25 protein-coding genes are annotated in these 20230 nt (G+C 40.1%); 6 read left to right on the top strand and 19 right to left on the bottom strand.

What is annotated here, in order from left to right; genetic code table 11:
* Positions 1-51: 51 nt before the first annotated feature.
* The 6 genes from ABE28_RS08800 to ABE28_RS08775 all read right to left on the bottom strand — a co-directional run bounded on the left by ABE28_RS08800 (position 52) and on the right by ABE28_RS08775 (position 1741).
* On the bottom strand, positions 52-264 hold the full coding sequence (locus ABE28_RS08800) for a hypothetical protein (RefSeq protein ID WP_064465843.1): 213 nt from the start codon (positions 262-264) through the stop codon (positions 52-54).
* Positions 245-559 carry a hypothetical protein gene (locus tag ABE28_RS08795; RefSeq protein WP_064465844.1) on the bottom strand — a complete coding sequence of 105 codons (315 nt, stop codon included), beginning with the start codon at positions 557-559 and terminating at the stop codon, positions 245-247. Before ABE28_RS08795 ends, ABE28_RS08800 begins: the two co-directional genes overlap by 20 nt.
* A gap of 45 nt (positions 560-604) precedes the next feature.
* Positions 605-805 (bottom strand): hypothetical protein, encoded by a 201-nt coding sequence (locus ABE28_RS08790; RefSeq protein WP_064465845.1) that lies wholly within the window; start codon positions 803-805, stop codon positions 605-607.
* 78 nt (positions 806-883) lie between these two features.
* Positions 884-1255, bottom strand: coding sequence for a hypothetical protein (locus tag ABE28_RS08785; protein WP_064465846.1), 372 nt, complete (start codon positions 1253-1255; stop codon positions 884-886).
* A 29-nt stretch (positions 1256-1284) separates the two neighbouring features.
* A complete protein-coding gene (locus tag ABE28_RS08780; RefSeq protein WP_064465847.1) occupies positions 1285-1545 on the bottom strand; it encodes a hypothetical protein in 261 nt (86 codons plus the stop codon).
* A 1-nt stretch (position 1546) separates the two neighbouring features.
* Complete coding sequence (locus ABE28_RS08775; RefSeq protein WP_064465848.1) at positions 1547-1741, bottom strand: helix-turn-helix domain-containing protein; 195 nt, start codon at positions 1739-1741, stop codon at positions 1547-1549.
* A gap of 236 nt (positions 1742-1977) precedes the next feature.
* Here ABE28_RS08775 and ABE28_RS08770 point away from each other — a divergent pair, with 236 nt between their 5' ends.
* The 3 genes from ABE28_RS08770 to ABE28_RS08760 all read left to right on the top strand — a co-directional run bounded on the left by ABE28_RS08770 (position 1978) and on the right by ABE28_RS08760 (position 4032).
* Positions 1978-2358 (top strand): helix-turn-helix domain-containing protein, encoded by a 381-nt coding sequence (locus ABE28_RS08770; protein ID WP_064465849.1) that lies wholly within the window; start codon positions 1978-1980, stop codon positions 2356-2358.
* 99 nt (positions 2359-2457) lie between these two features.
* Positions 2458-2679, top strand: a complete 222-nt coding sequence (locus tag ABE28_RS08765) for a helix-turn-helix domain-containing protein (RefSeq protein ID WP_306807334.1) — start codon at positions 2458-2460, stop codon at positions 2677-2679.
* 201 nt (positions 2680-2880) lie between these two features.
* Positions 2881-4032 (top strand): tyrosine-type recombinase/integrase, encoded by a 1152-nt coding sequence (locus ABE28_RS08760; protein WP_064465851.1) that lies wholly within the window; start codon positions 2881-2883, stop codon positions 4030-4032.
* Between the two features lie 104 nt (positions 4033-4136).
* On the opposite strand, the gene glnA is transcribed toward ABE28_RS08760, so the two are convergent.
* From glnA to hflX, 4 genes are all read right to left on the bottom strand, one after another.
* Positions 4137-5471, bottom strand: coding sequence for a type I glutamate--ammonia ligase (gene glnA, locus ABE28_RS08755; RefSeq protein ID WP_064465852.1), 1335 nt, complete (start codon positions 5469-5471; stop codon positions 4137-4139).
* A gap of 37 nt (positions 5472-5508) precedes the next feature.
* Positions 5509-5913, bottom strand: coding sequence for a MerR family transcriptional regulator (locus tag ABE28_RS08750; RefSeq protein WP_064465853.1), 405 nt, complete (start codon positions 5911-5913; stop codon positions 5509-5511).
* Positions 5914-6096: 183 nt separating this feature from the next.
* Entirely contained in the window at positions 6097-7365 is a 1269-nt protein-coding gene (locus ABE28_RS08745; protein WP_064465854.1) for a methionine gamma-lyase family protein, read from the bottom strand.
* Positions 7366-7381: 16 nt separating this feature from the next.
* Positions 7382-8635 carry a GTPase HflX gene (hflX, locus tag ABE28_RS08740; protein WP_064465855.1) on the bottom strand — a complete coding sequence of 418 codons (1254 nt, stop codon included), beginning with the start codon at positions 8633-8635 and terminating at the stop codon, positions 7382-7384.
* A 167-nt stretch (positions 8636-8802) separates the two neighbouring features.
* Between hflX and ABE28_RS08735 the strand changes: the two genes are divergently transcribed.
* Positions 8803-9411, top strand: a complete 609-nt coding sequence (locus ABE28_RS08735) for a trimeric intracellular cation channel family protein (protein WP_064465856.1) — start codon at positions 8803-8805, stop codon at positions 9409-9411.
* 42 nt (positions 9412-9453) lie between these two features.
* Here the strand turns inward: ABE28_RS08735 and spoVK are convergent, their stop codons facing one another.
* The 6 genes from spoVK to ABE28_RS08710 all read right to left on the bottom strand — a co-directional run bounded on the left by spoVK (position 9454) and on the right by ABE28_RS08710 (position 14975).
* Positions 9454-10410, bottom strand: coding sequence for a stage V sporulation protein K (spoVK, locus tag ABE28_RS08730; RefSeq protein ID WP_064465866.1), 957 nt, complete (start codon positions 10408-10410; stop codon positions 9454-9456).
* 393 nt (positions 10411-10803) lie between these two features.
* Positions 10804-11037, bottom strand: a complete 234-nt coding sequence (hfq, locus tag ABE28_RS08725) for an RNA chaperone Hfq (protein WP_034313436.1) — start codon at positions 11035-11037, stop codon at positions 10804-10806.
* A gap of 3 nt (positions 11038-11040) precedes the next feature.
* On the bottom strand, positions 11041-12024 hold the full coding sequence (gene miaA, locus ABE28_RS08720) for a tRNA (adenosine(37)-N6)-dimethylallyltransferase MiaA (RefSeq protein WP_083232002.1): 984 nt from the start codon (positions 12022-12024) through the stop codon (positions 11041-11043).
* A 461-nt stretch (positions 12025-12485) separates the two neighbouring features.
* Positions 12486-13808, bottom strand: coding sequence for a GHKL domain-containing protein (locus ABE28_RS08715; RefSeq protein ID WP_064465857.1), 1323 nt, complete (start codon positions 13806-13808; stop codon positions 12486-12488).
* Between the two features lie 450 nt (positions 13809-14258).
* A complete protein-coding gene (locus ABE28_RS24915; protein WP_156775711.1) occupies positions 14259-14402 on the bottom strand; it encodes a hypothetical protein in 144 nt (47 codons plus the stop codon).
* A 117-nt stretch (positions 14403-14519) separates the two neighbouring features.
* Positions 14520-14975, bottom strand: a complete 456-nt coding sequence (locus tag ABE28_RS08710) for an SMI1/KNR4 family protein (RefSeq protein WP_083232001.1) — start codon at positions 14973-14975, stop codon at positions 14520-14522.
* A 1097-nt stretch (positions 14976-16072) separates the two neighbouring features.
* On the opposite strand from ABE28_RS08710, the gene ABE28_RS08700 reads away from it, so the two are divergent.
* Together ABE28_RS08700 and ABE28_RS08695 are read left to right on the top strand one after the other, a co-directional pair.
* Positions 16073-16516: a DUF1641 domain-containing protein gene (locus tag ABE28_RS08700; protein ID WP_069191705.1), complete on the top strand. Its 444-nt coding sequence runs from the start codon at positions 16073-16075 to the stop codon at positions 16514-16516.
* 31 nt (positions 16517-16547) lie between these two features.
* Complete coding sequence (locus ABE28_RS08695; RefSeq protein ID WP_064462789.1) at positions 16548-17729, top strand: NAD(P)/FAD-dependent oxidoreductase; 1182 nt, start codon at positions 16548-16550, stop codon at positions 17727-17729.
* Between the two features lie 78 nt (positions 17730-17807).
* On the opposite strand, the gene chbG is transcribed toward ABE28_RS08695, so the two are convergent.
* From chbG to ABE28_RS08680, 3 genes are read right to left on the bottom strand one after another with little or no spacing between them, the layout of a single operon-like run.
* Entirely contained in the window at positions 17808-18539 is a 732-nt protein-coding gene (gene chbG, locus ABE28_RS08690; protein ID WP_064464480.1) for a chitin disaccharide deacetylase, read from the bottom strand.
* Positions 18536-19879 (bottom strand): 6-phospho-beta-glucosidase, encoded by a 1344-nt coding sequence (locus ABE28_RS08685; RefSeq protein ID WP_064464482.1) that lies wholly within the window; start codon positions 19877-19879, stop codon positions 18536-18538. Before ABE28_RS08685 ends, chbG begins: the two co-directional genes overlap by 4 nt.
* On the bottom strand, positions 19876-20223 hold the full coding sequence (locus ABE28_RS08680; RefSeq protein WP_064464549.1) for a PTS sugar transporter subunit IIA: 348 nt from the start codon (positions 20221-20223) through the stop codon (positions 19876-19878). Before ABE28_RS08680 ends, ABE28_RS08685 begins: the two co-directional genes overlap by 4 nt.
* Positions 20224-20230: the final 7 nt, after the last annotated feature.

Here is a 20230-nt window from a genome sequence, read left to right as displayed (position 1 = left end):
TTTCAAATTGTTTTTTACCAGGGCAGTAAGGGATGGCCGTCCCGAGCTGTCCTATTTATATTGTGGTAGGCGTAAATCACCTTTCCATAAAACATTGATTCCATCCATTTCATGAATATTGGCAAAACTTCTGACCTCTTGCTGCAACACATCCCAATCGGTTTCAGGAAACTTATCGGATAATGTATCGAAGTCTGGGATAAAACCTTCGTCGTGGCAGGAGCACAGGAAGTAGAAGATTTGGTCATCCGAGTTTAGACTCATCCATCCACACATCCTCTTCCATGTATTCGGATTTCTTTTCTTCTGGCAAGTAACTAAAGCAAAGGTTGACGCAATCATAACCAGCATCAATCATGAAACTATTTGAGACAGATTCACCTACACTCACAGACAACATATCAGCGATTTTTTTCGCTTTTTCCTCGACATCTTCTTTAAACACTGGTTTAAAATCATTCGCTTTTTCAAACTGAGTAAAATGGATACTTACATACGCTTGTTTATCCAAGGCTTCTGAAACCATTTCCATTAATTTTGCTTTTGTTTTTGGATCCATATCTGTTCTCCTCCTATTTATCTCGCAGTTTAATCGTACTAAGAATTAAATGTAATCCTTTATTCCCAAAACGTATTCCAATGTCTTGACACGTTGGGACCAAGAATTTCGTTGCCCCTCATAGTCATCTAATTGGTGGGGATACTCTAACTGCTTTTTCTCCCACTCCCATACCTTATCCCTCCAGAACTCTCGTTTTTCTATACACTCTTTAAGCATTTCTTGGCATTCTTCCTTTGTTCTCATACCCATCTCCTCCTTCACAGTTTGTGTCTACACTGATGCAGCAAAAGTCAGCTCACATCTTTTTTGTTTTCTAACCAGTTAAAGAAATCTGAATTTCGTTTCAAACAATGGATTTCTTTGTTCGGTTATTCGGTTATTGCTGTTTGCTTTACGAGTAACATTTCTCAATTTTCTCTTCCGATTATCTAATCCGTTATGTTCAATATGATCCACAACCAAATCAGAAGGAGTGTTCATAATTAATCGATGTAAACCTTTCGTCTTTTTGTCCATTGATCGATACAAACAATAGTTAGTACGGAAATCAATATAGATAGAAAGGCTTTTAACATTTTCGTGAATTAATTCAATATCTTCAGAATCAATTAGCACATAGAAATTTCTATTAGAGGATCTGTGGTAAACTTCTATAACAGCTACATCACCACTGATAAAAAGTCGGTTTTGCATTTATCCACCACCAGTTCATTACACTTTTTCTATTGTTCATCCAACCATTCAAGCAAGAATTTCTGTGTCTTTGCAGCTGGGAAAATCCATTTCCCTCCAACTTTATGTTTTGGAAATCTAAGGTCAAAGAAGAATTTTTCCTGAATAGTGTTCCAAGACATACAAGTCCTTCTCTTCAATTCATTTGCATCCCAAAAAACTAATTCGTTATCCAATTCTTTGATACGCTCTTCTATCTTCTGAAGGTAAAGTTTCTTAACTTCCTGTTGGTCGACTTGGATATTTAACAAATTAATTCACCCTTCCTTTTTGTTGCTCGATCCAATTCAAGAAATCATCCTTGAGAACTCTCTTTGAACCACCAATAACCAAAGTAGGAAAATCCTTCAGTTTAAAAATTTCATAAGCCTTACCTTTACTAACACTCAGGAAGATTTGAATATCTTTAGCAGTAAGTACTGGAGGTAATTCTAAATTTTTTTCCAATCAATTCACCCTTTCAATTTACTTATAGGTAAATCAGAAGAAATTTACCAAATGCTTTGTTTTTTCTTACCAATCATTTACCTATGAGTAAATAATATAACTAAATTTCCATTTAGTCAATTGATTATCAAATTTTTTTTGGATTTTTTGCCTTTAATTTACTCATGGGTAAATAACACACAATTGAACAACCTTTATATATATAGTAAATTAACAATGGAAGGTGGTGTATACAGGTGGAATTCGGAAAGAATTTTTTAGATGCTCGAAATCGGAAGGGTGTCGATCAAAAAGATGCTGCTGCAGCACTTAATATTACTCCAGGTTATCTTTCAAGAGTTGAAAAGGATAAAACTAAACCCAGCATAGAATTAATATTAAAAGCCGCAGATTACTACGGCGTACAAGAGGGATACTTTTTTCAAAAGCATGATGAAATTAACATTAATAGTTTATACACACAACAAAACAAAGACTTCATAAAAGAAATGGACTTGCTTCCTGTAAATGAACTTCGCGAAAAATATAACATTACATTAGACGGCGAAGAATTAACAGAAAGCGAATTGAAAGGAATTATTGCTTATTTACGTTCGCTCCGTTCAATGGATCATTAGGTTTTCTCTTTTCATCCTTTTTAGTTTCATTGAGAAAAATTAAAATAATTGCGGAGATGTTAATTTCAACTTTGCACATTTTCATCAACTCCTAAAGGAATGGTAATGGTGACTTACAGAGTAGGTAAGTGCCTACTCCGATATCATTTGACCGTAAACAAAATGACACAACAAGAGCTTGCAGAACAGACTGGAATGACAAAACAAACTATTTCTAGATATGCTAACAATTCACACGTTATGTCTTATCAAGCTGCTCTGAATATTGCGAAAAAATTAAACTGTCAAATGGAAGATCTGTACGAGATTTTTACGGAGTAGGCAAAGGGTGGACAAATTGTCTGCTCGCTACCCAAAAGTCATCATTGTAGTTAATTATTAACACATTTAACAACAATTTTCACTTCCCAATTAGTGCCATAAAGTATATTTTGTCTTATAATGTCTTTTATTGTATCATAATAATAGGAATATAGGAACTTATGTTCGGTTTATTACAAGTGCAGATAGGAGGATATTTCCATGGCTCATATTAGAAAATATAAGAACAAAGCTGATAAAAAGTATTTCTACGAATACCGGATTCGCTATAGAGATCCAATTACCCAAGAAAAGAAAGAAAAATCAAAGAGAGGTTTTACATCCTCTAAGGAAGCTTTAATAGCTGCTGTAGCTGAGGAACAAAGATTATCAGAAGGGATTGAGCAAGGTCCTATTTCCTTAAGATCTTTTCTAGAAATGTGGTTAGAGGAATATAAGGAAGGAACGATTAGAAAAAACACTCTAGATCTTCATAAATATAGTATCAATAAACACATCCTCCCTTATTTCAAAAACATTTCCTTACAAGACGTAAAGCCAATTATGTATCAGAAATTTTTAAATCAAATGGCTAAAGAAAATTATAGTAAAAGAACAATAGAAATTGTTAACGGAACAATGTATGGCGCACTCGAAAGAGCCATTAAATTAGGGAAAATACTAAAAAACCCTTGCGAGGGAGCGATAATTCGTGGGGAAGAAAAAAAAGATGAAATAAAGTTCATGAATTCCGATGATATACCGATTTTTTTAACCGAAGCTTATAAATATGGATACATCTATTGGATCTTCTTTAAAGTCTTGATTGAGACTGGATTACGCAAAGGAGAAGCTGCCGCCCTTCAATGGACCGATATTGACCTTAAAGCGAAAACGATGACAATAACAAAAACTCTTGATTTCACAGCCAAAAACAAGGACGAGCTTTTAGGTGATCCTAAGACAGACCATTCAAGAAGGACAATAACTATCAGCAATACTTTAGCAAATGATCTACATTTCCATAAAAAATACCAGAACCAAAACAAATTGGCTCTGGCCGATATATATAACCATGATTTAAATTTAGTACTTTGCAGAAACGACGGGAATTTCATGCCTAAGTCTTCTTTATTTAATGCATTTTCCAGAATACTAAAACGAACAGACATCCCTGAGATACCCATACATTGTCTAAGACATACACACGCCGTCTTACTACTCGAATCAGGAGCAACAATGAAATATATTCAGGAACGGTTAGGTCACGGCAGCGCTCAAATCACAGCCGATGTATATGCTCATATTTCTAAGAAGATCGAAAAGGATACTATGGATAATTTCGAAAACTATACAAAAGACATTTTAAAATGAATTGTGGGGTAAAAAAGGGGTGAAACCCATCTTGATACTATTTATTGCTTTTTTACCCCACAACAAAAAACCCCTGACACCAGAGGTGCCAAGGGTTTGAGATATTAATACATGGACATATATTGTTCGCGTTCCCATGGGTGGACTTGCGTGCGGAACATATCCCATTCGATTTCTTTTGCTTCGATGAAGTGTTCAAGCAAGTGTTCGCCTAACGCATCTTTGATGACTGGATCGGCTTTCAATGTTTCCAATGCAGCATATAAAGTGGCTGGCAGGTCAACGATACCTACTTCTTCACGTTCTTCTTTGTTCATGACATAGATATTGCGGTCAACTGGAGCTGGCGGAGTCAGGTCGTTCTTGATTCCGTCAAGACCAGCTTTTAGCAGGACGGCAAGTGCCAAGTATGGGTTTGCTGCAGGATCGACACTGCGTACCTCAACGCGAGTGCTCACTCCGCGTGAAGCCGGGATACGGATTAATGGGCTGCGGTTTTTTGCAGACCATGCAACATAGCAAGGTGCTTCGTAGCCTGGCACTAGACGTTTGTACGAGTTAACAGTTGGGTTCGTAACTGCTGTAAAGCTTGGAGCATGTTTGATGATTCCTGCGATAAATTGCTCAGCCGTTTTGCTTAACTCCAATTTGCCTGTTTTATCGTAAAACGCGTTTTCATTGCCTTTGAATAGGGATACGTTACAGTGCATTCCAGATCCGTTAACGCCGAATAATGGTTTTGGCATGAATGTTGCGTGCAAGCCGTGTTTGCGGGCAATCGTTTTAACAACCAATTTAAATGTTTGGATGTTATCACAAGCTGAAATGGCATCGGCATATTTAAAATCGATTTCATGTTGTCCTGGAGCTACTTCATGGTGGGATGCTTCGATTTCAAATCCCATTTCTTCAAGCTCAAGCACGATATCACGACGGCAGTTTTCCCCTAAGTCAGTAGGAGCAAGGTCAAAGTATCCGCCTTTATCATTCAACTCTAGAGTAGGCTCTCCGTTTGCGTCCAGTTTGAATAAGAAGAATTCCGGTTCCGGCCCTAAGTTGAAATCCGTGAAGCCCATTTCCCTTGCTTCCGCAAGGACACGTTTCAAGTTGGCACGCGGGTCCCCATCGAAAGGTGTTCCATCGGTATTGTAAATGTCACAAATCAAGCGTGCCACTTTACCTTTTTCGGAAGTCCAAGGGAAGATGACCCATGTATTCAAGTCAGGATACAAATACATATCCGATTCTTCGATACGTACGAATCCTTCAATGGAAGATCCGTCAAACATCATTTTATTATCAAGTGCTTTTTCCAATTGACTGACTGGGATTTCAACATTTTTGATTGTCCCTAAAATGTCAGTAAACTGTAATCGAATGTACTTAACATTTTCTTCTTTCGCTAAACGAGTGATGTCTTCACGTGTGAACTTTGCCAATTTTTATTCCCCCTAATAATCATTCATATTCATATTTTTATTGAAAAAAACGGGACATATCACCTTGCCGAAGAGATGTTCGGTGCTTGCTTCCTTGTAAAAGCTCGGCACGCAGAAGCTTGCGAAGCTCCTCGTCACTAAGGTCATGTCTTATTTTTTCCGCTTGTTCTAAATCTTGTGTCTTAGGTACATTCTGTTCCTTTACAGTGAAAATCTTTTTGATGCCGGCCAGATTGACTCCTTGTTCGATCAAGTCCTTGATTTCAAGCAGCCGATCGATGTCATTCAAAGAGAAAACGCGACGATTTCCATCTGTTCTCATAGGAGTAATTAATTGATGCTCTTCATAATACCGAATTTGGCGTGCAGACAACTCAGTTAGCTGCATGACGATTCCGATGGAAAAAAGAGGCATCGAACGCCGAATGTTGTTGCCGCTCATTCTCAGCATCCTCCTTTTGGTTATCTTAATCTCATTTTATACCATGTTATTAAACATGTCAAGATGATGTTACATTTCATGACATGATTTAAACAAAAATTGAATCAATTTTTAAAACTGCACAAATATTATGACTATTGCTTTTTATAGGAATCCAACTTATTGGATTCCTGATAACCCTATTTATAATTGAATTAGTTTTTTATCCATTAATGCATTCACTGCAGTCAATACAGCGATTTTCACATGGGCATAAGTCAATCCGCCTTGTACGTAGGCAACGTATGGAGACCTTGTCGGACCATCGGCGGTAAGCTCGATGCTGGCACCCTGGATAAACGTCCCCGCAGCCATGATGACATCATCTTCGTAACCTGGCATATAAGCAGGATATGGCGTCACATGGGAATTGATTGGTGAGGCATATTGGATTGCCTGACAGAAAGCAACCATTTTATCGCGATCATCAAATTGGACGGATTGAATCAAATCGGTGCGCTTTGCATCCCATTTCGGATAGGTATTCATCCCGATTTTTTCTAAAAATGCGGCTGTGAACATGGCCCCTTTCAGAGCTTGTCCAACGACGTGCGGCGCCAGGAAGAACCCTTGATACATTTCCTGCAGGCTATAAAGCGATGCACCTGCTTCAGCCCCTATCCCAGGGGATGTCAATCGATAGGAGCAAGCCTCGACCAAGTCTTTTTTCCCAACAATGTAACCACCGGTTTTCACAATACCCCCACCAGGGTTTTTGATCAGCGATCCCGCCATCAAATCCGCTCCTACATGACAAGGCTCCTGTGTTTCCACAAACTCACCGTAGCAATTGTCCACGAATACAACGATTCCTGGATTGATGTCTTTTACAAACGAAATCATTTCCTTGATTTCAGCAATCGTAAACGAAGGGCGTGTCGCATATCCCTTGGAGCGTTGGATTCCGATCATCTTCGTATTCGGCTGAATGGCTTGTTTGACGGCTTCAAAATCAACGTGTCCGGATTCCGCTAAGGGAACGGAGTTGTAGCTTATTTGAAAGTCGCGCAATGAACCGATTCCGGTTCCCCTAATGCCGACAATCTCTTCCAACGTGTCATACGGTTTTCCAGTTATGTATAATAATTCATCACCTGGACGCAGGATGCCGAACAGGGCAGTGGAAATGGCATGTGTGCCAGAAATGATTTGAGAACGAACCAGCCCCGCTTCAGCTCCAAATACTTCTGCATATATCAATTCCAGCGTATCGCGTCCCATATCATCGTATCCATAACCAGTCGTAGGGATGAAATGCGAATCACTTACATTATGTGCTTGATAACTTTGTAATACACGAAATTGATTCTCTTCAATTCGTTCGTCCACTTGCTTATGCAATGGAGAAATCATCGCTTCCACTTCTTTGGCAATGCTTTTCAACATTTCTCCATTCGTTAACTGCTGATACATCAATAATTCCCCTTTATTAAAACGAATATTTCTCTAGCTGCCCGGTCAACGGATGATCAGCCAGACAAAAACCTTTGCATTCATATCTTTCCGATTCTTCATTAAAGGAGAGAGTGCGCAAAATGGTTTCATTTTTCAGCTGTGATAATAGTTTACCCTCACTCGAAGGGAGAAAAACATTATACGGGACCATTTCTTCAATTACGTACTTTTCAATTTCTTCCATGATTTGATTCAAATCCGATTGTTCGAAGGCACTGACCAATAATGAAGCACGGCTGGATGTTCTTACAAAATCAGCGTGGGTCATGTCCTTCTTATTATACAATGTTAACTGTGGAATGGAAGGGACTTCTAAGTCATTTAGCAAATCCTGCACCGTTTTCTGATGGTTAAAATAATCTGAGCTTGAGGAATCAACCACATGCAGCAATAGATCCGCTTCCTTCACCTCCTCCAACGTCGAACGGAACGCAGCAATCAAAGAGGTAGGCAAATCTTGGATAAAGCCAACCGTATCAGTCAATAGCACGGTAAAGCCGCTCGGAAGGATCACTTTCCTGGTCATGGGATCAAGAGTGGCGAATAACTGGTTCTCTTCGTAGGAATCAGCTTCCGTCAAACGGTTGAACAAAGTGGATTTACCTGCATTCGTATAGCCGACAAGAGCAATCTGAAAGGTTTTATTCTTTTTCCTTCTATCGCGATAACGTTCACGATGCTTCACAATTCCGCTTAATTGTTGCTTGATCTCATCAATCTTTCCACGGATATGGCGACGGTCGCTTTCCAGTTTCGTTTCTCCTGGCCCCCTCGTGCCAATTCCGCCTCCAAGCCTGGACAACGCAGTCCCCTGACCAACCAAACGCGGTAACAGGTATTGAAGCTGAGCCAGTTCAACTTGAAGCTTTCCTTCCCTTGAACGTGCCCGTTGAGCAAATATATCGAGAATAAGCTGTGTCCGGTCAATGATTCTTGCCTCTAGCTGTTTGGAAAGGTTTCGGATTTGACTAGGGGATAGTTCATCGTTGAAAATGAACAAATCCGGCTCCAGCTCTTCTTCGAGATTCCGGAGCTCCGCCACTTTTCCTTTCCCTATATATGTAGCCGGATCTACGCTTACCCTTTTTTGGGTGACGGTAATCAATACCTCACCATTCGCCGTCTTTGCCAATGAAGCCAATTCATCTAGTGAATATTCGAAACGTTCATTTTCCTCTGTTGTTTGACATCCTATCAATACGGCCTTTTCCTTTATGGTTTCTCCCAAAACATCTCCACCTTCCTATAAGATTTCAGTTAATCATAACAAAAAAAATCAACAGATAAAACTTTCCTGAGAACAAAGCTTTTACCCGTTTTAAAAATTCCGATAACATGCTAAAATCAAGTTTGACTTTAACATCAAAATTGAAAAGACATAGAGGGAACATTCATATGACATGGGAAGTATTAAGTTTCATAGGTACGGTTGCATTTGCCATTAGCGGCACCATCATTGCCATGGAAGAAGAGTATGATATTTTAGGAGTGTACATTTTAGGAATCATAACCGCGTTTGGCGGAGGTGCAATCAGGAACCTGCTGATAGGAGTTCCCGTTTCAACCTTATGGGATCAAAGCTCTTATTTCATCACTGCTTTACTTTCCATCACCATCGTTTTTGTTTTTCCTACCATCCTATCCAAACACTGGGACAGATGGGGGAATTTCAGTGACGCCATTGGACTATCAGCCTTCGCAATCCAAGGGGCCATGTATGCGGTTGAATTAAACCATCCAATAAGCGCCGTCATTGTATCAGCAGCATTAACAGGTTGCGGCGGAGGAATCGTCCGTGACGTATTGGCAGGCAGGAAACCATTGGTCTTCAGAAAAGAAATTTACGCAGTGTGGGCCATCATTGCAGGCATGGCCTTAGGCAGCGGTGTATTATCGCAAGCATGGCAGCTATATACGCTCTTTGCGATCATCACCATTTTACGAGTCCTTTCTTACACCTACAATTGGCACCTTCCGAATAAAAAATGGGTGCCGAAAACATAAATTTGGAAAGCCCGCCTTTTTTCGCGGGCTTTCCTATGTCATTCAATCCTTCTCGTCATCTTCAAAAATCAAGTCTTGGAAGGTAAGGGTCAATAAATCCGTTTTTTCAAAGGAATCCTCAAGCAGAAGCCTCATCGCCTGTGCCCTGATCGACTTTTCAATCACGTTACGTATATAGCGGCCGTTTGAAAATGAAATAGATCCGCGATATGACCTCAAAACGATTAAATGTTCCTTTAATTTCCTTTCAGCCTCGCGATTCATGATATATTCACGTTCCTGCAGCATCCGACCCGCTATTTCCATCAGCTGATCAATCGTATAGTCCGGAAAATCAACAACTAGCGGAAACCTTGAATGAAGGCCTGGGTTCAGACTAAGGAAATAATCCATTTCCCGGGAATACCCAGCAAGGATCAAAATGAATTCATGCTGGCGATCCTCCATATGTTTAACAAGCGTATCGATGGCCTCTTTCCCAAAATCCTTTTCACCGCCTCTGCCCAAGGAATAAGCCTCGTCGATGAATAAGATCCCACCAATCGCTTTCTTGATCAAATCCCTTGTTTTTTGGGCAGTATGACCGATATATTCTCCAACTAGATCCGCCCTCTCCGCTTCGATCAAGTGCCCTTTTGAAAGTACATTCATCTTTTGAAATAACTTCCCGATTAAACGTGCAACCGTTGTTTTCCCTGTCCCGGGATTTCCTTTGAACATCATATGCAGCGCTTGACGGCCAATTTTCAGCCCTTTCGACTCTCGCTGTTTGTTGATGTAGATCCACGCATATATTTCTTTAATCATTCGTTTCATTTCTTCCATCCCGACCAGCGATTTCAGCTCCTCTTCGATTTCCCTCAAGGCGGCATGCTGGTGGGGTATTTCCTGTTCCAACATTTCTTTTATCGGCAGATCTTTTTGCAGTGCTTTTCTATTTTCCGCATTAAACACGATATTGATTTGCCCGTTATTTTTCATACGGATCGGTTGTTCCAATGCAATCACCTCTCCATCTTGGACCCTTTACGCCACAACTTCATCCAATTTATCGGAACGGGCAATGTGACATATGCCCAAATTTCCCCCATCGGGAAATCCCCTTATTTCTTTGGGAATCGAGAATATTCCAGTGTAAAATGCCATCATGTCTTCCCAACGGCGCCTTATCACGACAGAATTCTTCCATCGCAACTATATTTCGACAAATTTCCTTTCAATCCACCGATTAAATAAGGGAATTGTCAATTCCTGCGGTTTCCCGGAAAATAATCCGTCCCTTGATATATATTCAATTCAAACACGTAAAATTATCGATTCTTAGAAAAAACGAGCAGTGCACAAAAAAACAGGCCGCTTAAAGCGAAACCTGTTTTTCACATTCATATATGATTATTCCTTCACTTCGTAATCAATCTGAACATTACGTTGTGGAGCGAATGTAGAAATGGCATGTTTATAAACCAATTGCTGCTTGCCTTCCGATTCAAATAATACGGTAAAATTATCAAATCCTTTAACTTGCCCCCTGATTTGGAACCCATTCAATAGAAATACCGTTACATACGTACCGTCTTTACGTAATTGGTTAAGGAATTGATCTTGAATATTTACTGATTGTTTCATGTATTAGTCCTCCTCTTTTCTCTCTAAATTTATGTATTCGCCTTCGTTGAAAAGCTTTCCTGCTATAAATCCAGATATTTCATGTATTTTTTTTGGAAAACCATCGAGTTCGGTCATATTAAACCAGATGACATCCATTTTATTCCGAAACCAAGTCAATTGCCTTTTTGCATATCGACGGGAGTTTTGCTTTAGGGTCTCGACCGCTTCATCCACTGAAACCCTTCCATCAAAATAATCATAGATTTCTTTATAGCCTATAGCTTGGATGGATTGGCAATCCTTCAAACCTTGATCATAAAATGACTGCACCTCTTGAATCAGCCCTTCTTCCACCATTCCTTCAACTCGTTGATCGATCCGCTGATATAATTTCTCACGTTCCATCGACAAGCCGATGATGCACGTCTCGTATTTCAATTCAGTAGGCTGGTCATCCAGCTGCTCACTCATCGTTTTACCTGTGCAATGAAATATCTCAAGTGCCCTGATCACCCGCCTTACATTATTAGGGTGAATTCGATTCGCACTTTCAGGGTCAACCTTGCGTAATTGGTCAAAAACCGGATCGATTCCTGACTCTCTTATTTGCATTTCCAACCCCTCTCTATATTCAAGGTCGGATGGGGCTTCTGAAAACTGATAATCATGAATCACCGATTGTATGTATAATCCTGTTCCACCAACGATAATCGGCAGCTTCCCCCTGCTTTGGATATCCTCGATACAAGCATTTGCACGCTCCTGAAATTCAGCCGCGCTAAAAGGTTCATCCGGTTCCTTAATATCAAGTAAATAATGGGGAATCCCCTCCATTTCTTCCCTCTTGATCTTTGCAGTCCCTATATCCATGCCTTTGTATACCTGCATGGAATCACCGCTGATAATTTCACCATTAAATAACTTTGCCATCTCAATGCTCATTTTTGTCTTGCCAACAGCAGTCGGTCCAATGATAACGAGAAGCTTTCCTTTTTGTTGTTTCACATTCTCACTGCCTTATATGATTTTTTCCCTATCTTAACATAATCTCGTTGAAAGCAGCTAAACATCCATCCATTATCTCCATTTACGACCTTTTTATTCAGCCCATTTACCTGAAAATCATGTAAAGATCTGCTCACGCTCAATCTTAAGTTGTTGCTTGATAAGAGGAGTGTTCCATTAGGGTGGAGCCAAATGTCGATGGCAATATATATACAACTTATTTTAGAAGGTTTTATCGAAGCGGAATTGAGGGAGGGCCATTTAAAATAATGAAAAAGATAAACTATTACACTACATCAGTACAGTGAACATCCATTGTACTTGTAAGGTGAACTCTCGATGGATAGCTTGTTTTTGTATTAGGAAGTACATAAAAGGAATGATTCCGCGATAATCGAAATCATCCTTTTTAAGCCCAGTCGGGTTTTACAGCTTAATGTTTTCGCCGCACTCTATCCCAATCAGACCGGTCTTCCATTAACAGGTATCATCATCGTTACTGAAGTTTCCTTCTCATTGGATTGCACCTGAATCTCTCCATCATATCTGTTGATTAAGTCTTTAACGATGAATAATCCTTGACCGCGCACCTTGCCCTTTTGAGGCTTTTTGGTTGAAAATCCGCTGATGAAAATATTTTCCTGATCGAATGCTGATATCATTGGTCCGGTGTTCGTGACCCTAAAGCTATATTTTTCATCATCAGCTTTGCAGGCAATATTCATCCGTCGTTCCTGCTCAGGCAATTCAACCGTCGCTTCAATGGCATTATCAATGACATTTGATAATAGCTTAATCAAATCGATCGTTTTCACCCTGTTAAACGAGTTAGGTGAAACATCTATTTCAATATCGATGTTATAATTCTGGGCCGAGAGCTTTTTTGTCTCTAACAGGACGGATAAGCCCGGATGGGTTACATCCAGCTTCATCGAACCGATTGAATGTACCTCTTTTGATAAACCTGTTAAATAATCGAGTGCTTTATCATTCTCCTCCAACTTAAGAAGACCATGTATCACCTGAATATGATTGGAAAAATCATGCCTTAATGATCGGACTGAAGCTATGAGTGATTGGAATTCTGATTGATAAGTATCCTCTGTATCCCCAACTTCACGCGTCAATTCTTTTTGATACCATTTTTGAACGACAAAAAAGGTGACCAGCAGCATAATAACAAATCCTCCATTATAAACGAGGATGGCAATACTGCTTCTTAATACCTTTCCATTAATGGAGTTTATATTATCAGCACTTACATCGATTCCTAAAAAGCCTATAATCGAGCCATCTTGATTTTCGATCGGCACTCCGACAGTCAAATAATCCCCATACTCCGGATCATCCAGTATCCCGGTAATAAAACTCTTACCTTGATAGGCCTGTTGGACCTGCTTTGGAGGCACTGTACACACTCCTCCAATCGGAAAATCCCCTTTATGATCTTTAGAAAAGCCTGTAATCATGGCTCTTGACACCTTCGGATTATCCACCATGATGGTATAAACATACAAAGCTCCGATTTTTTCTCTTGCATCCTCTAAGTAAGCTTTAATATCCTTATATTCCGGGCTCTTTACTTGGTTATTAAGAAAGCGCTCATAAGCCTTTACATCCATTGAATCGGCAATGGATCGGGCTGCTACCAAGTTTTGATTTGCAATCGATTTTTGAACGGAATTTTTAATACTTAAATAGGTAGAAAACATATTCAGAAGAATGAAAGCAATTAATAAAAGGATGGTCAAATAAAGAAATGCCCTTAACTTTTTATTTTTCATAGGATTAAACTTACCTCGTCTCTAGCAGTTAAAAGTTAACGAACTTATTCTGAGTTTACTATATAAAGGGAAAAACAAATAGAAGAACATCCACATCTCACGTTAACAGCAGGTAAACCGCACTAAAATTAATGAAATAAATAACAATATACCCATATCTTTTTTTGATTATATATCTTTTTATCTGCTAATCTAAGCTGCGCGGATTCATTAAAAATCCCCAATAAAACTTTTTATTTCCAAATGATTATTATTTTACTATATTTTTATATATAAAGGGAAAAAATGAAGAGAAGTCATTTTCATTTCTTACGTTTCAAATATATAATTTTACCCTTTACATGAAAATATTACAATATTTTTTCGTTCCAGCTAATTATATGCCCTTTTTACTCCTCTTGGCTGCATACTTCCCCCAAAAATTTAATCATTGGAAGGCAATAGGACCTTTTAACCAATTTCATATTTCCCGAAAATGAACATAAATCGCCACTGCTGCCCGTCTGTTTCCCAAGCACGCTCCTGATGCTGCAGATTAACATTCAACAAGCCATGATCACTGCTTGCTTGCACACACATCTTCTCCACCCCCATGAGTTGCCAAAGACTCCTGCCATCCTATCCATTTAAATAGCATCAAACTCACTTTACTTATAAATGACAATAAAAAACCTTGAAAGGTCTGAGCCAATCAAGGGGATTCATATAAATTTAGATTTCTTCCGGGATTTTCAATCCCTCGATAAAAGATTGAAAACTCTCTGCAACTTTATATATATTTTCATCCTGGCTTGATGGATCCGAATACCAACCTTGATCCCAGAAGTAAACTCCCTTTTCCTCTTCGTTATTTATCAGCAAGATCTTCCCTGCACACGTATCATTACCAATGATGATGCAATTCTTATGTAAGTCTTCTTTCTTTTCTTCATGCCACTTCCGTAAATCCAGTCCTTTATCCTGAAGATCCAATCCATAGAGAATATTTAAGCAAACGAGGGTATCCAGTGTATCTACATAAAACTTGCTGTTTTGTACCTCTGTCGTGCCGCCATTATACTGTAGGAGAAATTGTTTGTAATCTTCAGGAATTTCAAAACCTACAAATTCCTGAAAACCCTTCACTGCTGCTTGTGTCGCTTTTCCATATCCAGTAATATTCACCATTCTACCATCTCCATTTCATTTATTTTCATAACTTCCAACCTGACAGACTGATTCCCTCATTCATTTTCAACGAAACCATTGGAACGTGGTTCCCGCATTATCTGGAGAACTAATGATCTTATTCCGTTGGAGATCCTTGAAGAATAAATTATTCATTTGAATTTAAAACATACCACTTTTTTAAAATATACTAACATAATTTTACCATTTTTTTCAGTTTTTTTCTGATATTTTTTTACAATTTTGTTGCGATTTCTTTCCATTAAAAGAGAAATGAATAAGCATTTCATCAATAAAGATATAAAAAACAAGCATGAAAATAAGCGAATGCAATCCAAGTCTTGTAAAATACGAATAACCATTCCCCCTGAAGTGCGATCTCCCTTCTTCCGTATTCATGCAAATAAACAATGGAGGGCTCCAAACCATTTGTTTGAATTCTCGCCATCTCATAAAAATTCATTGCCATCATAAGCAATTAACAATCCGCTCATTGAAACGGTCTCTGCACGAACCTTATTCTTGTCCATACAATAGAACTATTGAGTAGTTTTGCAGTACAACTCCACTTACTATATTTTTCACCATAGCTAGAAGAAACTTCGATTATTCCCCCACGAATCTTTAATATCCTGTGTTCTACCAAGGGCATCATCTCCAATTCCGCTACCTTTATTTATGCTATTTGAGAAAAAAATAAGCCAATAACGTATTGGCAAATTTTAACGCTCCATTTTGCAAAAGAGCTGTGCAAGCGCATGATATGAATGTACTTGAGGCGCGTACACTATGAATATAATAAATAGTAGATTTATTTCATCTCCATTATTTGTAAATTCCACATCCAGTATTAATCATGTTCTGAAAATACCCCCTATGAAATCCCTTTCTAAAAGGATAGTAACGAGAATATCTTCCAAATTCCTTTAGAAAGGAAAGTAAATTCCATATATATCCTCACATACCTAATTACCTTGCTAAAATTATATCCACATCAAGTAAAATTCATTTGAAATTAAGAGATTAGAGTCGTATGATTGTAGTATCGACGGAAACTATATAAATAAAAATAAATTCAGCTAAAAGGGGAATCAGATATGGTAGATGTAATTACAAAATCCAAACCTGAACAAGAAACACTTAATATTTCTGCAAATCAAGAAAAATTGGATATCCTTGATCAGTTATTAAAGCCTGAGGTTCAGGAATCCCTCACTACGTTAGTCGATCAGCTTCCAAAACTGACTGAGTTAGTGAATATTTTAACAAAGTCGTATGATTTCGCCCAATCGGTGGCAACGGATGATGTCCTGAAAAACGATACCGTCAGTGCCATTTCGGAAATCGCGACACCTGTGGTCGATTCCGTGAAAGGTCTTGCGGCTACTGCAATCGAAGCGAAGGATCGTGCAGAAGCGAATCATGATGTAATCGGTCTTTTTGGACTGTTAAGAATGATGAAGGACCCGGAGGCACAAAAGCTTTTCCGTTTTGCACAAGCATTCCTTGAAGTTTCATCAGAACGTAAAAACCTAAAATAAAACTTTCAATCAGTAAGGACGGGGATTATCTATGTCAAAACAAATCGTCATCTTAGGTGCAGGATACGCTGGGTTGCTATCTGCGTTGTCCGTACGTGAATATTACACGAAAGATCAAGTGCAGGTTACCGTGGTGAACCAATTTCCAACACACCAAATCATCACGGAATTGCACCGTCTTGCCGGCGGTTCCATTTCCGAGCAAGCTGTTTCGATTCCTTTGGAAAAGCTTTTCAAAGGAAAAGATATCGACCTTGCCATTGCCAAAGTGGAGTCTTTCTCCGTCGATAAAAAAGAAGTGAAGCTTTCCAACGGTTCCACTTTATCTTACGATGCCCTTGTTGTCGCTTTAGGAAGCCAAACTGGATTCTTCGGCATTCCAGGACTGGAAGAAAACAGCATGGTCTTGAAATCGGTGAAAGATGCGAACCAAATTTACAAGCATATCGAAGATCGCATTCGTGAATATGCCCAAACGAAAAATGAAGCCGATGCCACCATCGTCATCGGGGGCGGCGGCTTGACTGGCGTCGAACTGATTGGTGAAATCGTCGATCATTTCCCTAAAATCGCCAAAAAATTCGGCGTCGACTACAAGGATTTGAAAATCAAGCTTGTCGAAGCTGGTCCAAAAATCCTTCCTGTATTGCCTGATCACCTAATCGACCGGGCCATGACAAGCTTGCAAGCGCGAGGCGTCGAATTCTTGACAAGCCTTCCTGTTACGGGTGTAAAAGGCAACCAAATCGAATTGAAGGACGGCCAAACGATCACAGCCAATACGCTTGTTTGGACAGGCGGGGTTGCGGCTCTTCCTATCGTAGGCGAATCAGGCCTTGAAGTGGATCGCGGCAAAGCAGCGGTTAATGAATACCTGCAATCGACATCACATAACGACGTATTCGTTGTCGGTGACAGCGCCCTTGCTTTCCCTCCAGAAGGCGGACGTCCATACGCGCCAACGGCACAAAACGCATGGCAAATGGGTGAGCTTGTCGGCTATAACCTATATGCAGCGTTCGAAGGCAAAAAGCTTGAAGTATTCACGCCTGTAAACTCAGGCACACTTGCGAGCCTTGGCCGTAAGGATGCCGTGGCAACCGTCGGAGCTAACAACACAGCCCTGAAAGGCCTGCCAGCCACTTTGATGAAGGAAGCAAGTAATATCCGCTACCTATCACACATCAAAGCACTATATAGCTTGGCGTATTAAAATAAAGAATCTTTGATATTGAAAAGGACCATTCATTAAATGAATGGTCCTTTTTGGAATGGATTACCGTTTATACATTCAGATCTTAACTTGATTGATGCTGAATCTAAGGAAAAATCCTTCTGGCAATTTAGCATTAACCAAAATGCTCGTTTCTCTTAAGCGTTTATCGTTATAAGAGGAAACAGCAAATAATTCTTCATCCAGATAGGCCGGATGAGTCATTATTTCCACACTTGCTCCATCGATTACCCTTCCCTTTAAGTTTTCAAAATAATCTTCAACAACCATATCTCCATAAAAGTCATCCAGGAAGATATCTGTAACGGTTTGAATCCCGGCAAAGTGCTCCCCGGCATTACGAACCGGCAATCGGTATTTCTCCGACAGCCTTCGAATAACCGGCAGAAAAGCTTTTATCCCATGTACATGATGATGACTGTCAAAATGAGTTGGAAAGAGCCCGAATTCCAGGAACCTTTCGATCTGTGCCGACCACTCCCGCTCCAACTCAGCCAAGGAGATATCACCGGGATTGCCATATACCACTCCTTGTTTCTTGAAGTTTCCAGTTTCATCAACCAAGCTCGGTACGTCGCTCAACAAAGGTTTCCCCCATGTCAGCACTAAGTGTATGCCCACTCTCAAGGATGGTGTTTTCTTGGCGATTTCTATCGCATGCTCCGTCGCTTTTGCATTCATCATAATCGTCGTCGAATTGACAATTCCATACTTGTGGCTATCCAAAATTCCATAATTCACCGCTTTAGTTAACCCGAAGTCATCTGCATTTATTAGAACTTCATTCATGATAAATTATCCTGCAACTCCTTTTCCTCGAAAAACTGAGGCAAATAGTCTTTGTGCGCTTCAAGCATTTCGTCAAGAATAAGTTTCGCAACACGATCACTTGGAACTAACGGATTAATCGTCAAGGCAAGCAATGCAGTATCATAGTTCCCTGTGACTGCAGCTTCGATGGCCACTCTTTCGAATGATTTAATCTGCTGGATCAATCCCCTGACAGCCACTGGAAGCTTTCCGACATTGATCGGCTTCGGACCGTCTTTCGTTATTACACAGCTGGTTTCAATGGCCGATTCATACGGGATGCCTTCGATGGAACCTTGGTTGATGGTATTGACAGCTTGAATATCGCATTTATCGGTATGCATCGAGCGAATTAACCTTACGGCAGCATCACTGTAGTATGCTCCGCCACGCTCTTCCAGCTGCGGCGGCTTGATCGCCAGGTCCTTGTCTTTATATAGCTCGAATAATTCTGCTTCAAGCCTTTGGACAACCTCAGCACGCGTTTCCCCATTTTCTGCATCCTTCAATTCCTGGGCAAGCACATCTCCCGTTTTATAATAGTAATTATGGTATGGACATGGAAACAGATTCAACGCCTTTAGGAATTCCGGCTCCCATCCCATTGCATGGATATTCTTCATCGTGACGGCTTTTGCAGGATCTGTAATCAGTTTGATGATTTGATCCTTGACACTTTCCCCATCAACGAATACATCCAATCCGTAAACCATATGGTTCAACCCCGCAAAGTCGATCCGGACTCTTGATGGCTCCACGCCCATTAAATCCGCCACTCCTCGCTCCATGCCAATCGGGACATTGCATAGTCCAATGATTTTGGTAATATTACTGTGACGAAGAACGGCTTCCGTTACCATTCCGGCAGGGTTGGTGAAGTTGATCAGCCAAGCATCCGGACAAACCTCTTCCATCTCACGCGCTATATCAAGTATGACGGGAATCGTTCTAAAAGCTTTGAAAAGCCCGCCAGGTCCGTTTGTCTCCTGTCCGATGACTCCGTGCTTCAAAGGAATCTTCTCATCAAGAGCTCTAGCAGCAAGCTGGCCGACCCGGAGCTGTGTCGTGACGTAATCCGCATTTTTAAGCGCTTTCTTTCTATCTAATGTCAGGTGCACTTCTATATTGACCCCAGCCTTTTCTATCATCCTTCTTGCCAAATCCCCGACGATTTCAAGTTTTTCCTTACCCGCTTCGATATCCACTAGCCAAATTTCACTTACAGGAAGCTCCTCATGATACTTAATGAAGCCTTCGATCAGCTCTGGAGTATAGCTTGATCCTCCGCCTATTGTAACAATCTTCAATCCCTTGCTCATTCCGCAGTTCCCTCCTTCACAGTACCTGCATGTGAGAATTCTTCGCGTAGATCGATCATTTCAATCGCAAGATCCTTCAATGTCATCGCTGTCATGAGATGATCCTGTGCATGGACCAGGAGAATGGGAAGTTCAAAGTGGTCCCCGCCTGCCTCAGCATGGATTAATTGCGTTTGATATTTATGGGCTTGCAGTAGTTCGGATTCCGACTCGGCAATTTTTGAACGGGCAGATTCAAAGTTTCTTTTTTTCGCTTCCTGCATCGCTTCCATTGCAAAGCTTCTCGCATTGCCGCTATATAAAATCAATTGAAACGATAACTGGTATAATTCTTCTTTTTCCATTTTCATC

It is taken from the genome of Peribacillus muralis (assembly GCF_001645685.2).
In the GTDB taxonomy this organism is placed as follows: Bacteria; Bacillota; Bacilli; order Bacillales; family DSM-1321; genus Peribacillus; species Peribacillus muralis_A.
The sequence above is the reverse complement of the archived record's forward strand: the minus strand, read 5'-3'. Positions and strand labels throughout refer to the sequence as shown.